A 13,631-nucleotide genomic window follows, 5' to 3' on the forward strand; every position below is an offset into this window, starting at 1 on the left:
GCACACGCCGGCGCGGCGGTTCCCTGTCGGACACTTCCGTCACCTGCCGGGAGTCGTGGGAGTGGCTGCGGTCGGTGATACGCCGGGGGCGGTGGCCGCCGGTTCGGGCACGGTTGTACCGGCCGGCGGGGAGGCAGCGGCCGGGGAGGCGCCGGCTGTGGCGGTGCCGGCCGACGGGAAGGCCGGCAGGGTCGCGAGGGCCTCGGGGGGCCGTACAGCGGCCGGGGAGCGCTGGGCCGCGGCCGAGGGGACGCCCTTCACGGTGCCGTTCGGGTCGAGGAAGGCCGGGTCTCCGCCGGGGACCATGCCGAGTTCACGCGCACGGCGCTGGAGGGCGTCCGGCGCGGAGTAGGAGTCGATGTCCCGCTGGAGCGCCTGTTCCTCGTCGGTGAGGCTCTTGGTGTCCTTCTGGAGGTCGTCCATCTTGAACGAACCCTCGCTGAGGGCCGAGTTCAGCACCAGCAGGCCGATCAGGCCGCCGCCCAGGAGCAGGACGACGAGCAGGACGAACGGTGTGCGGGCCGCCTGCCGCGGCCGGGCCGGGAAGAGCCGCGCGAGCCGGGCGGCCCGCCCCTTCAGCCGGGGTTTCCTGCTCACTCGCCCTCCCCTGGGTCGTCCGTCAGGAACCCGCTGGGCCGGGATGTCCCCCGGTCCGCCCGCCGCACGCCCGTCACTCGACGTCCTCCCTGATGCGCTCGGCCCCGCGCAGCCGCGCCGGGGCGGCCCGCCGGTTCTCGGCGACCTCTTCCTCCGTGGGAAGTTCGGCACCGCGGGTGAGCAGCTTGAGGCGCGGCTGGTAGCGCTCGGGCACGACGGGCAGTCCGGCCGGCGCGGTGGTGGCGGCCCCCGCCGCGAACACGTGCTTGACCAGCCGGTCCTCCAGCGAGTGGTACGACAGCACGGCGATCCGTCCGCCGACGTCGAGGGTCTTCACGGCGGCCGGGACGGCCCGCTCCAGGACCGACAGCTCGCCGTTGACCTCGATGCGCAGCGCCTGGAACGTGCGCTTCGCGGGGTTGCCGCCGGTGCGCTTGGCGGCCTGCGGCAGCGCGTTGCGGATCAGCTCGACGAGCCGGGCGCTGTTGGTGAACGGCTCCTTCTCCCGCTCGCGCACGACCGCGGAGACGATCCGCTTGGCCTGCTTCTCCTCGCCGTACGCGCGCAGGATGCGCACGAGTTCGCCCGGCGGGTAGGTGTTGAGGACCTCGGCGGCGCTGACGCCGGTCGTCTGGTCCATGCGCATGTCGAGGGGGGCGTCCTGCGCGTAGGCGAAGCCCCGGTCGGCCTCGTCGAGCTGCATGGAGGAGACGCCGAGGTCGAAGAGGACGCCCTGCACGCGCGCGATGCCGAGCCGGTCGAGCACCTCGGGAAGTTCGTCGTACACGGCGTGCACGAGGGTGGCGCGGTCGCCGTACGGCGCGAGGCGCTCGCCGGACAGCCGCAGGGCCTCCTTGTCGCGGTCGAGGGCGACGAGGCGGGCCTCGGGGAACCGGGTCAGCAGGGCCTCGCTGTGCCCGCCGAGGCCGAGCGTGCAGTCGACGACCACCGCTCCGGGCAGCTGGAGGGCGGGGGCCAACAGGTCCAGGCACCGCTGGAGCATCACCGGGACGTGTCGCTGGCTCAAGGGGCCCTCTCAGATCCGGCGGGGCCCGTACGCACCGCCGGGTCCCCGCCCGCTCGAAGAAGGGGAGGCCCGCCGGCGCCGGAAGCGTCAGCCGACCGGGAGCGGGAGGAGGCCGAGCCGTACGTACGCGCCGCGCACGCGGGGAGATCTCCGGCGGCCGCGCCGGGGTCTCTCGGGGAATTCAGTGCAGTGGGGAGATCGCCGCCTCCCGCTTCGCGTCACTTTAGTCCACCCTGTCTCGCGGTCAATCAACCGGCCTGCGCGTCGTGGTCCGGTGCGCGTGTGAAGCGGCGATTACGGGAAAATCACTCCTACGGGCCCGCTCCCGCCACTCGTGTGGGTTACCTCACAAGGGACCGGGATGACGCTCTTTACCCCCTCTCACAACGCGACCGGAGAGCATGTGACCAGTAACGTCATCGGTATGACGACTTCCGCATCGGTACCCACCGGCTCCGAGGCCGCCATACCCAGTGGCGGTACGGTCACCGACCGCCTGGTCGAGGCGAACCGGCAGTACGCCGCCGCCTTCAGCGACCCGGGAATGGACGCGCACCCCGTGCTGCACGTGGCCGTGGTGGCCTGCATGGACGCCCGCCTGGACCTGCACGACGCCCTCGGCCTCGAACTCGGCGACTGTCACACCATCCGCAACGCGGGTGGTGTCGTCACCGACGACGTGATCCGCTCCCTCACGATCAGCCAGCGGGCCCTGGGAACCCGCAGCGTGGTGCTGATCCACCACACCGGCTGCGGCCTGGAGACCCTCACCGAGGAGTTCCGGCACGATCTGGAGATGGAGGTCGGGCAGCGTCCGGCGTGGGCGGTGGAGGCGTTCAGGGACGTCGATCAGGACGTGCGGCAGTCGATGCAGCGCGTGCGCACCTCGCCGTTCCTGGTGCACACCGACGACGTACGGGGCTTCGTCTTCGACGTGAAGACGGGTCTGCTGAGGGAAATCGACCCGCCCGAACAGTCTTAAGACCTGACATATCGCTGTCAGTTGTCCACAGGCGAGTGACACGAAACGGTAACGGCAGCAAGAATGCGGGAGTGACGTCACGCTGAGCATTTCCCGCGTGGTGTCCGTGTTTCGGGGTGGGCCGGTCCGCATCGCAGAGCGTCGGCCCGGAAATGTACGGGCCGAGGAGGGCCGGGTGACGACCTATGACGAGCGTGCAAGCCTTACGGATCTGACCGCCACTGTGGAGCGAGTCCGCAGTTCGGTGGAGGGAGTGATCGAGGGCAAGCCCGAGGTCGTACGGCTTTCTCTGACAGTGCTTCTCGCCGAGGGGCATCTTCTGATCGAAGATGTCCCCGGCGTGGGCAAGACCATGCTGGCGAAGGCGCTGGCCCGGTCCATCGACTGTTCGGTCCGGCGTATCCAGTTCACGCCGGACCTGCTGCCGTCGGACATCACGGGCGTGTCCATCTGGGACCAGCAGCGCCGTGACTTCGAGTTCAAGCCGGGGGCGATCTTCGCGCAGATCGTGATCGGCGACGAGATCAACCGCGCCTCGCCCAAGACCCAGTCCGCGCTGCTGGAGTCGATGGAGGAGCGCCAGGTCACCATGGACGGGCAGACCTACGATCTGCCCAGCCCCTTCATGGTGGTGGCCACGCAGAACCCGGTGGAGATGGAGGGCACCTATCCGCTGCCCGAGGCCCAGCGCGACCGCTTCATGGCCCGGGTCTCCATCGGCTATCCCAGCCCGGAGGCAGAGCTTCAGATGCTCGACGTCCACGGCGGGGTGAGTCCCCTGGACGACCTCCAGCCGGTGGCGCACGCGCACGAGATCCTGAAGCTGATCGAGGCGGTCCGCGGGGTCCACGTCGCCGAGGCGATCCGGCGGTACGCCGTCGACCTGGTCTCCGCCACCCGCACGCACCCCGACCTCAGACTCGGCGCCTCCCCGCGCGCGACGCTGCATCTGCTGCGCGCGGCGAAGGCGTCCGCCGCCCTGAGCGGCCGGGACTACGCGCTGCCGGACGATGTGCAGGGCCTCGCCGTGGCCGTCCTGGCCCACCGGCTGCTGCCCACCGCGCAGGCCCAGCTGAACCGCCGTACCTCGGAACAGGTCGTGGAGGAGATCATCCAGCGCACCCCGGTGCCCACGGGCTCCCAGCAGCAGCGCGGCTTCGGCCTGGGCGGCGGCCCGCAGGCGTACGGCCAGCCGCCGCGGAGGCTCGGATGACCATCGGCCCGGCCGGACAGGCGGAGGCGGACCCCGGGGACAAGGGCGGCGCACGCACCGCCCTGGCCGGGCTCACCACCCGTGGCCGCTCCTTCCTGGCGGCCGGGATCGCGGCCGCGATCTGCGCCTACGTCCTCGGCCAGCCCGACCTGCTGCGGGTCGGGCTGCTGCTGACCGTGCTGCCACTGGTCTGCGCGGCCGTGGTCTACCGCACCCGCTACCGGGTCGCCGGCAGCCGCCGGCTCTCCCCCGCGCGCGTGCCCGCCGGCAGCGAGGCCCGCGTCCATCTGCGGATGGACAACGTCTCCCGGCTGCCCACCGGCCTGCTGATGCTCCAGGACCGGGTGCCCTACGTCCTCGGCCCCCGTCCCCGCTTCGTCCTGGACCGGGTCGAGGCGGGCGGCCGACGCGAGGTGTCCTACCGGGTCCGCTCGGACCTGCGCGGCCGCTACCCGCTGGGCCCGCTCCAGCTGCGGCTGAACGACCCGTTCGGCATGTGCGAGCTGACCCGATCCTTCTCGACGTACGACACTCTGACGGTCATCCCGCGGGTGGAGGCCCTGCCCTCGGTCCGGCTGGGCGGCGAGGCGAAGGGGTACGGCGACGGGCGGCAGCGCTCGCTGGCGCTGGCCGGCGAGGACGACGCGATCCCGCGCGGCTACCGCTACGGCGACGACCTGCGCCGGGTGCACTGGCGTTCCACCGCCCGCTACGGCGAGCTGATGGTGCGCCGCGAGGAGCAGCCCCAGCGCTCCCGCTGCACGGTGCTGCTGGACACCCGTGGGCTCGCCTACCGGGGGGCGGGCCCCGACTCGGCCTTCGAATGGGCGGTCTCGGGTGCCGCGTCCGTCCTGGTGCACATGCTGGAGCGGGGCTTCTCCGTACGGCTGCTGACCGACGCCGGCAGTTCTGTGCCCGGCGAGGGCGCCGACGGGTTCGCCGGGTCCGGCCAGGGATCGGCCGACGCGGCCGGGCTGATGATGGACACCCTCGCGGTGATCGACCACTCCGACGGCACGGGCCTGTCCCCCGCCTACGACGTGCTGCGCGGGGGCAACGAGGGGCTGCTGGTGGCCTTCCTCGGCGACCTCGACGAGCAGGAGGCCGCGGTGGCCGCGAAGATGCGCCAGCGCAGCGGGGGCGCTGTCGCCTTCCTCCTGGACGGCGACAGCTGGGTGCGTGAACCGAACGACCTGCCTCATCCGATGAACAGGCAGGAGGAGCGGCTGCGGATGCTGCGCGAGGCGGGCTGGACCGCCGTGAGCGTGCCGCGGGGCGCTCCGCTGAACGAGCTGTGGCGGCAGGCGGACCGGGAGCGTTCGGGTGTCGTGACGGCCGGCGGACCGAGCGGAAGGGAGGCGGGATCATGAGCGGGCGGGCCCGACTGACGCTGTGCTCCGTGGCGGCCACCCTGATGGCCGCCTGCGCCCTGCTGCCCCTGGTCCAGCAGACCTCGTGGATCCTCGTGGCGGCCTTCCTGCTGGCCGTCCAGTCCTCGGTGGGCGCGGTGGCCCGGCGGGTGCCGCTGGCCCGGCCACTGACCGTGCTGGCCCAGGCCCTGGTCACGCTGGTGCTGCTCACCCTGGTCTTCGCCCGGCAGCAGGCCCTCGCCGGGCTGATCCCCGGCCCGCAGGCCTTCCAGCACTTCGCCGACCTGCTCCAGTCGGGCACCGACGACGTGGGGCGGTACGCGATACCGGCCCCACTGTCCGACGGCATCCGGCTGATGATGATCGGCGGTGTGCTGATCATCGGGCTGGCGGTGGAAACCCTCGCGGTGACCTACCGCAACGCCGCACCGGCCGGCCTGCCCCTGCTCGCGCTGTACTCGGTCGCCGCGGGGCTGTCCGACGGCGGGGCCGACTGGCTCTGGTTCCTGGTGGCCGGCGGCGGGTATCTGATGCTGCTGCTCGCCGAGAGCCGGGAACGGCTCTCGCAGTGGGGCCGCGTCTTCGGCGGCGGCCCGCGCGATCCGGGCAGGCAGCCCGGCCCGGTGGCCCCGGTGCGCACCGGACGGCGTATCGGCGCGGCCGCCCTGGGCGTCGCGCTGGCGGTGCCGTTGCTGCCGCTTCCCGCCATCGGCGGCGGTCTGCTGGGCGGCACGGGCAGCGGGGTCGGCTCGGGTGCCGGCGGCGGGGGCACGATCTCCGCGGTCAACCCCCTGGTGTCGCTGCGCGACAGCCTGAACGTGGACGAGGACCGCACGGTCCTGACCCTGCGCACCAACAGCGGTGACCTCTCCGACCTGTATCTGCGGATCGTCTCCCTGGACGACTTCGACGGCACCACGTGGAAGCCGTCGCAGCGGGACGTCGTCGCCGTGCCCGACGATCTGCCCACGCCGCCCGGCCTGGGCGCGGACGTCCGGCGCGCGGAGATCACCACCCGGGTGGCCGCCGCCGACTGGTACGCCCAGGACTGGCTGCCGATGCCGTACCCGCCGAGCGGTGTGCAGGTCAGCGGCAGATGGCGGTACGAGCCGGTGGGCATGACCGTCGTCGGCGACCACCGCCAGACCACGCGCGGCAAGACCTATGAGGTGAAGAGCCTTCAGGTGCAGCCGACCGCGGAGCAGTTGGCCTCGGCACCGGCGGCCCGCGGTTCGCTGCGCGGCGAGTACACGGAGGTGCCGGACACCCTGCCGGCGGTGGTGGCGCAGAGGGCCCGTGAGATCACCGAGGGCTCGTCGAACGACTACGAGCGGGCAGTGAAGCTCCAGGAGTGGTTCGCCGTGACGGGGGGCTTCGAGTACGACACCGAGGTCAAGGTCGGCACCGGCCGGGACGCGATCGCCCGCTTCCTGCGGGACAAGCAGGGCTTCTGCGTGCACTTCTCGTTCGCGATGGCGGCGATGGCCCGCACGCTGGGCATTCCGGCGCGGGTGGCGGTGGGCTTCGCGCCCGGTTCCACGCAGTCGGACGGTTCGGTCGCGGTGAGCCTGAAGGACGCGCACGCGTGGCCGGAGCTGTACTTCGAGGGCGTGGGCTGGACCCGGTTCGAGCCGACCCCGACCCGTGGATCGACGCCTCCGTACACGCTGCCGGACACGCCGGGCAACGCCGTGCCGGATCTCCCGCAGGCCTCGCGCTCGGCGGACGCGGCTCCGTCGGCCGCGCCGTCGGCGAGCACCAGCTGCACGTCGGAGGAGAAGCGGGTCCAGGGCTGCGTCAGCGCGCTGCCGCTGGACGAGGCGGAGCAGGGCGGTGGCGGCCCGCCCTGGTACAAGATCGCCGGCTGGACGGTGCTGGGCCTGGCGTCACTGGTCGTGCTCCTGCTGCCGATGCTGTGGCGGCTGAGACGGCGGTCGGTGCGGCTGGCCTCGGCTCAGCACTCCGGTTCCGCGGCGGCGCGTCGGGCAGGTCCCGGGCCCCGCGGAGGCGAGGTCGGGCAGCCGACGGTCACCGGGGGTTCGGCGGTGCTGCTGGACGTGCCGTCGGAGGAGGTCTCCGAGGCGGCCGTCGCGCATGTCCTGGCGGTCTGGCGCGAGCTGACCGACACGGCCTGGGACTACGGGATCACGCCCGACGAGGCGCTGACACCCCGCCGGGCGGCGGAGCGGATCGTCCGGCTCGGTGAGCTGGACGAAACGGTGGCCGCTTCGGTGCACCGGGTGGCGGGTGCCGTGGAGCAGGTGCTGTTCGCCCCGCAGCCGCGGGCCGAGGCCGGGCTGCCCGAGGAGGTGCGCAGGGTGCGGGTGGCGCTGCGGACGCGGGCCGGCCGGCGCACCCGGCTGCGGGCGGTCGTGGCACCGCGGTCGGCCATCCGCGCGGTGTGGGACCTCAGCGACCGCTGGACGACGGTCAAGGCGACCTGGTCGGTCCGGACGGCCCGGCTGGCGACCATGACACAACGGGTACGTCACCCGCGCAGGCGGGCGGCCGACGCGGGCGCGGGCGGCTGACGTGACGCCGTAGCTCGTGGTGGGAAGGGTTCGGCCCCGGTCGCCGAGATCGCTCTCGGGGGCCGGGGCCGAGCACTGTCCGGTGCAGGGCGCAGGCGCCCACTGCATGGCACAACGGGTGCGTCACCCCGCGCAGGCGGGCGGCCGACGTGCAGGGCGCAGGCGCCCACTGCCTCCACCCGTGTCGGGCATGCGTGAGGGGGTGACCACCCGGTCCGGGTGGTCACCCCCTCAGCACGTCTCTCTCAGCACGTCTCTCTCGCCGCGGCTCTCCGGCCACGGCAGCCACGGCTCCGCGCGGCTCCGGCGTCTCACTCACCGGCCCTGCACGGCGCGGGATCGGGCTCAGTGGCCCTGCTGGCCGCCACCCTGCTCGTCACGACGGCGCTGCCAGCGCTCCTCGATCCGGTTCATCACCGAGCGCTTCGACCGTCCCTGATCGCGTGTCTGCGGGGCGCCGGCAGGCTGTTCACCAGGCTTGGGGGCCTTGCGCCAGCCGGTGACCGCGAGGACCGCACACCCCAGCATGACGAGGAAGCCCACCACGCTGAGCCACACCTGCTTGGCGACCATACCGGCCATGAGGAGCGCGATACCCACGAGGAAGCCCGCGACTGCCTGGTAGACCCGGCGCCGGGTGTACGTACGCAGCCCGCTTCCCTCAAGCGCCGACGCGAATTTGGGATCTTCGGCGTACAGCGCTCGCTCCATCTGCTCGAGCATGCGCTGCTCGTGCTCCGAGAGCGGCACGGAGTCCTCCTCATCGTGCAGTCGCCGGGGCGACCCGGGGGGTCCCTTCAGGATAGGCAGGGAATCGCCCCCGTGAAACCCGCCCCTCTACGCCAATTGGCCAACCGGAGCCCGTCATGGACGTCCCGGCCCGCTGGAGATTCCATTCCCCGCAGGCCGACCCGTCATGCCGGGCGGTCTCCCTCGATCATACGGCGCAGTTCGGCCGAACGGGGGGCCTGTGGCGTACTCCATGTACAGCCGCGTGCCTGATCAGCGGGGCATCTCAGGAGTCGGCCGAGGTCTCTTCCGTACCGGGAGTCTCACCGAGCACGTGGAGCTGGGTCGCCACGGAGTGGAAGGCGGGCAGTTCGGCCGCCGCCGCCTCCAGCTTCAGCAGCGCCTCCATGGCGCCGGGCTCGGTGTCCACGAGCACGCCGGGCACCAGGTCGGCGAAGACCCGCACGCCGTGCACGGCGCCCACCCGGAGGCCGGCGCCCTCGACCAGTCCGGTGAGCTGACCGGCGGTGAAGCGGTGCGGGACGGGGTCACCCTGGCCCCAGCGGCCGTCCGGGTCGGTGAGTGCCTGCCGGGCCTCCGTGAAGTGACCGGCGAGGGCGCGGGCGAGGACGGCTCCGCCGAGCCCGGCGGCGAGCAGGCTGAGGACGCCCTCGGGGCGCAGCGCGGCCACCGCGTTGCGGACGCCTTCGGCGGGGTCGTCGACGTATTCCAAGACGCCGTGGCACAGGACGGCGTCGTAGCCTGCGCGCCGGACGACGTCGAAGAGACCGTGGGCGTCGCCCTGGACGCCCTGCACGCGGTCGGCTACCCCGGCCTCGGCGGCGCGGCGCTCCAGCGCGAAGAGCGCGTTGGGGCTGGGGTCGACGACGGTGACCCGGTGCCCGAGGCGGGCGACGGGCACCGCGAAGTTGCCGCTGCCGCCCCCGGTGTCGAGGACGTCCAGCGACTCCCGACCCGTGGCCTTGACCCGGCGGTCGAGGGCGTCCCGCAGGACGTCCCAGACCACGGCGGTACGGAGAGAGGCGCGGGGGCGCGTCGGGTCGGGCACGGCAGTTGACTCCTTGGCGCGGCACCGCCTGTTGCCGGCGGAGCGAAGGGGGCGCCCTCCCGGCCCGGCCGGTGCCGAAGGGAGGGCTTCAGGCGCTGTCCACCCTATTGCCTCCGTCACCGCGCCCGGCCACCGCGTACGCACGGGTCGCGGGGCTCATGGGAACCGCCCGCCGCACCCGGACACGCCTGCGCACGTCCTGGCCGGACATCCCCCGCCCGCCCCTCCGCCGGCGGCTCTCACCCCGCGTCCGGCATGTCCTCCCCCGCGCTCGGGCGGTCCGGCTCGTCGCCCTCCTGGCGGGGCTGGGGCAGGACCGGCTGGAGGACGAGCATGCGCTCGACGAGGCGGAGGAACATCGCCACGTCGCGTATGAGGTCGTCGGCGTCGCGGCGGCTGGCCGCGCCCTGGATGCCCGCCTCGGCGCGGGCCCGGCGGCGGGCGCCGGAGGCGAAGAGCGCGCACCACTCGGTCAGTTCGGGTGTGATCTCGGGGAGCACTTCCCAGGCGCTTCTGATCCGGGCCCGGCGGCGGGGTGAGGTCTCCGGGCGCCCCCGCGCGGCGAGCACGGCGGCGGCTGTGCGCAGGGCGGCCAGGTGGGCCGTGGCGTACCGCTCGTTGGGGGTGTCGAGGACGGCGGCCTCGTCGAGTCCGGCGCGGGCCTGGGCGAGCAGGTCGAGGGCGGCGGGCGGGGCCGTGGTCCGGCGGAGCACGGGGTGCACGTCGCTCGCCGGGCCGGTCAGTGAGGGGGCAGGGCCGGTGGCGCGTCGCCGACGTGCGGCGCGTGCGTGGGAGTTGGCCATGACGAACCTCCTGTCGTCTGTGTGACGGCACTCTCCTGTCCGGTGGTGCCGTATGTGCACATCGTGGGCTATGGCACTGACAATCCGTTCTGACCTGGGCCTTTGCTTCGATCGAAGGTTCGAGCTAGTTTTTGCACTGACCAGTCAGTTCAAAAACTTCACTCATCGCTGCCACAGGGGAAACCATGGACGGAGTCGCCGTCACCGCCGAGGGGTTCGGGCTCCGCGGCCCGCGCGGCTGGGCCTTCCGGGACGTCGGTCTCGACGCGGAGCCCGGCGCGCTGATCGCGGTCGAGGGGCCCTCCGGCTCCGGCCGGACCAGCCTGCTGCTCGCGCTCACCGGCCGGATGAGGGCCACCGAGGGGACGGCGGCCGTGGGCCCGGCGCGGCTGCCGAAGCAGCTGGCCGCGGTGCGCCGCGTCAGCGCGCTGGCCAACGTCGCCGGCCTCACCGACCTGGACCCGGCGCTGACCGTGGGCGAGCACCTGCACGAGCGGGCGCTGCTGCAGCGCCGGTTCGGCGGCTCCGTACGCGGGCTGCTGCGGCCTCGCTCCGCGCGCGTGAGCGAGGAGAAGCTGCGCGTCGACTCCGCACTGGCCGCCGCCGGGCTCGACCGGGAGGCGCTGCCCAAGGGCTCACGGACCGCCGTACGCGATCTGGAGCGGATGGAGGCGCTGCGGCTTTCGGTCGCGCTGGCCCTGGTCGGGCGGCCCCTGCTGCTCGGGGTGGACGACGCGGACCTGAAGCTGTCCGACGCCGAACGCGCCGAGGCGGGGGCCCTGCTGGCCTCGATAGCCGAGGCCGGAACCACCGTCCTCGCGGTGTGCGCCGCGGCGCCCGAAGGCGCCGTCGTCGTGTCCACCCTGCCCGCACCACGAGAGGAGACGGCCGATGCGCTCGCCGAGACTCGCCGCGCTTGAGCTGCGCCGCTTCGGCCGGGGCAAGCTCCCCCGCGCCGCCCTCGTCGCACTCCTGCTGCTGCCCCTGCTCTACGGCGCGCTGTACCTGTGGTCCTTCTGGGACCCGTACGGGCGTCTCGACCGCATCCCCGTGGCCCTGGTGAACGACGACAAGGGGGCGACCGCCGACGGCAGGCGGATCGCCGCGGGGGACGAGATCACCGAAGGGCTGCGCGACAGCGCGGTCTTCGACTGGCAGGAGGTCGATGCCGCGCAGGCCCAGCAGGGCGTGGAGGACGGCACCTACTACCTGTCGCTGACGATGCCCGCCGACTTCAGCCGGCGCATCGCCTCCAGCTCGGGCGACTCCCCCGCGACGAGCGCCCTCCAGGTACGCACGAACGACGCCAACAACTACATCGTCGGCCAGATCTCACGGACGGTGTTCAGCGAGGTCCGCACGGCCGCGTCCACGAAGACCTCGCGCTCCTTCCTGGACAGGATCTTCATCTCCTTCTCCGACATCCACGGCAGGACCGTGAAGGCCGCCGACGGGGCCGACAAGCTCAAGGGCGGCATCGGAAAGGCCGAGCAGGGCTCCAAGGACCTCGCGGACGGCCTGAAGGACGCCAAGTCGGGCAGCGGCAAGCTGACCAAGGGGCTCACCAGGCTCGACAAGGGCGCCGGTGACCTGGAGGACGGCTCCAGGAAGGTCGCCGACGGCACGCAGACCCTCGCCGACAAGGTCAACGGGGTGTCCGGCAGGGTCGCGCCCTACCTGAAGGACAACGAGAAGACCATCGGGGACACCGCCCAGCTGGTCGCCGACTCCGCCGAGGTGGTCCGCGGCCATCTGTCCACGCTGGTGAAGACGGCGCCGGTCGCCGCCAAGGGTGCGCGGACCGCCGCCGAGACGCTGGACGCGGTGTACCGCACGCGCTGCGAGACACCCGTGCTGCCCGATCCGGCCTGCGCCGACCTGAAGAAGGCCAAGGACGCGACCGCGGACGTGGTCCTGGTCGCCGACGACGTGGACACGCTCGTCGCCGACCAGGACGGCGACCTGAAGACGATGCGCACGAACCTCGCCGCCCTCCAGAAGCAGGCCCAGGCGCTCGCCGACCGCGCCCCGCACCTCTCCGAGGACGTGGCCGACGCCGTCTCCCGGATCAACGAACTGAACAAGGGCGCCACGAAGGTCGCCGCGGGCGCGAAGAAGCTCAACACCGGGATCGGCACCGCCAAGACCGGCGCGACCGAGCTGGACAAGGGCGTCACCAAGCTCAGGACGGGTGCCGAGGACCTCAACGGCGGCATCTTCAAGCTGGTCGACGGCTCCGGGAAGCTCGCCGGCGGGCTGCACGACGGCGCCGAGCGGATCCCCGACTACGACAAGAAGGACCGGGACGCACGCACCGCCGTCATGGCGGACCCGGTGCGGCTCGCCTCCCACGACCTGCACAAGGCACCCAACTACGGCACCGGCTTCGCCCCGTACTTCATCCCACTGTCGCTGTGGGTGGGCGCGATGGTGGCGTACATGCTGATCGCGCCCATGAACCGGCGCGCGCTCGCCGCGGGCGCACCGGCGTGGCGGATCGCGCTGGCGGGCTGGCTGCCGGTGGCCGCGATCGGGGTGCTCCAGACGATGGCGCTGATGGCGGTGCTGCACTGGGCGGTCGGTCTGGAAATGGTCCGGGCGGCCGGCACGGTGGGCTTCCTGTTCCTGGTGGCGGCCTGTTTCACGGCCATCGTCCAGTGGCTCAACGCCCGCTTCGGCCCGGCGGGCCGGATCCTCGTCCTCGCCCTGCTGATGCTCCAGCTGACGTCGGCGGGCGGCACGTACCCGGTGCAGACGAGCCCGGACTTCTTCAACGCCCTGCATCCCTACCTGCCGATGAGCTACGTCGTCGAGGCGCTGCGCCGGCTCATCACGGGCGGCGGCCTGGGCCCGGTGTGGCAGGCGTGCGTGGTGCTGGCCGCCTTCACCGCGGGTGCCCTGGCGCTGACCGCGCTGTCCGCTCGCCGCCGCCAGGTGTGGACGCTGGACCGGCTGCACCCGGAGCTGACCCTGTGACCGCGCCGCCGGGTCCTCCGGCGGGCCGGGTTCCTGTGACAATCAGGGGCATGGACAGCACCACCACGCCCGTCGGCAGCACCCGCCGCGAGGCCACCCGGCAGAAGCTCTACGAGGCGGCCGTCACCCTCATAGCCGAGCAGGGCTTCTCCGCCACCACGGTGGACGAGATCGCCGAGCGCGCGGGCGTCGCGAAGGGCACCGTCTACTACAACTTCGCGAGCAAGTCCGTCCTCTTCGAGGAGTTGCTGCGGCACGGGGTGGGGCTGCTCACCGCGTCCCTCCGGGAGGCCGCCGAGGGCACCGCGCGCGCGGTGCCCTCGGCGGCCTCCCG

12 protein-coding genes are annotated in these 13,631 nt (G+C 72.9%); 7 read left to right on the forward strand and 5 right to left on the reverse strand.

Going from position 1 to position 13,631, the window contains the following annotated elements:
* Positions 1-39: 39 nt before the first annotated feature.
* On the reverse strand, positions 40-597 hold the full coding sequence (gene ftsL / locus BZL64_RS12340; protein WP_086769026.1) for a cell division protein FtsL: 558 nt from the start codon (positions 595-597) through the stop codon (positions 40-42).
* A gap of 73 nt (positions 598-670) precedes the next feature.
* Entirely contained in the window at positions 671-1,624 is a 954-nt protein-coding gene (gene rsmH / locus BZL64_RS12345; RefSeq protein ID WP_086769029.1) for a 16S rRNA (cytosine(1402)-N(4))-methyltransferase RsmH, read from the reverse strand.
* Between the two features lie 424 nt (positions 1,625-2,048).
* Here rsmH and BZL64_RS12350 point away from each other — a divergent pair, with 424 nt between their 5' ends.
* The 4 genes from BZL64_RS12350 (at position 2,049) to BZL64_RS12365 (ending at position 7,720) form a co-directional block, all read left to right on the forward strand.
* Entirely contained in the window at positions 2,049-2,606 is a 558-nt protein-coding gene (locus BZL64_RS12350) for a beta-class carbonic anhydrase (RefSeq protein ID WP_086769031.1), read from the forward strand.
* 175 nt (positions 2,607-2,781) lie between these two features.
* Complete coding sequence (locus tag BZL64_RS12355; RefSeq protein ID WP_086769033.1) at positions 2,782-3,819, forward strand: AAA family ATPase; 1,038 nt, start codon at positions 2,782-2,784, stop codon at positions 3,817-3,819.
* A complete protein-coding gene (locus BZL64_RS12360; protein ID WP_086769035.1) occupies positions 3,816-5,189 on the forward strand; it encodes a DUF58 domain-containing protein in 1,374 nt (457 codons plus the stop codon). Before BZL64_RS12355 ends, BZL64_RS12360 begins: the two co-directional genes overlap by 4 nt.
* The gene (locus BZL64_RS12365; RefSeq protein ID WP_086769037.1) at positions 5,186-7,720 is read left to right on the forward strand and encodes a transglutaminase TgpA family protein; all 2,535 of its coding nucleotides are present in this window, start codon (positions 5,186-5,188) and stop codon (positions 7,718-7,720) included. The genes BZL64_RS12360 and BZL64_RS12365 overlap by 4 nt, the downstream gene beginning before the upstream one ends.
* Before the next feature lie 345 nt (positions 7,721-8,065).
* Here the strand turns inward: BZL64_RS12365 and BZL64_RS12370 are convergent, their stop codons facing one another.
* The 3 genes from BZL64_RS12370 to BZL64_RS12380 form a co-directional block, all read right to left on the reverse strand.
* Positions 8,066-8,470, reverse strand: a complete 405-nt coding sequence (locus BZL64_RS12370; RefSeq protein ID WP_086769039.1) for a DUF3040 domain-containing protein — start codon at positions 8,468-8,470, stop codon at positions 8,066-8,068.
* A gap of 265 nt (positions 8,471-8,735) precedes the next feature.
* Positions 8,736-9,518: a class I SAM-dependent methyltransferase gene (locus BZL64_RS12375; RefSeq protein ID WP_086769040.1), complete on the reverse strand. Its 783-nt coding sequence runs from the start codon at positions 9,516-9,518 to the stop codon at positions 8,736-8,738.
* A gap of 239 nt (positions 9,519-9,757) precedes the next feature.
* Entirely contained in the window at positions 9,758-10,321 is a 564-nt protein-coding gene (locus tag BZL64_RS12380; RefSeq protein ID WP_086769042.1) for an SAV_6107 family HEPN domain-containing protein, read from the reverse strand.
* Positions 10,322-10,506: 185 nt separating this feature from the next.
* Here BZL64_RS12380 and BZL64_RS12385 point away from each other — a divergent pair, with 185 nt between their 5' ends.
* The 3 genes from BZL64_RS12385 to BZL64_RS12395 form a co-directional block, all read left to right on the forward strand.
* Positions 10,507-11,241 carry an ATP-binding cassette domain-containing protein gene (locus tag BZL64_RS12385; protein WP_086769044.1) on the forward strand — a complete coding sequence of 245 codons (735 nt, stop codon included), beginning with the start codon at positions 10,507-10,509 and terminating at the stop codon, positions 11,239-11,241.
* Positions 11,213-13,297 (forward strand): YhgE/Pip family protein, encoded by a 2,085-nt coding sequence (locus BZL64_RS12390; protein WP_086769046.1) that lies wholly within the window; start codon positions 11,213-11,215, stop codon positions 13,295-13,297. The genes BZL64_RS12385 and BZL64_RS12390 overlap by 29 nt, the downstream gene beginning before the upstream one ends.
* A gap of 50 nt (positions 13,298-13,347) precedes the next feature.
* Positions 13,348-13,631: TetR/AcrR family transcriptional regulator (locus BZL64_RS12395; protein ID WP_143663100.1), on the forward strand; the 284-nt coding region annotated here is incomplete at its 3' end.

The sequence above is a fragment of the Streptomyces bobili genome (assembly GCF_002154575.1).
Taxonomy (GTDB): Bacteria; Actinomycetota; Actinomycetes; order Streptomycetales; family Streptomycetaceae; genus Streptomyces; species Streptomyces bobili.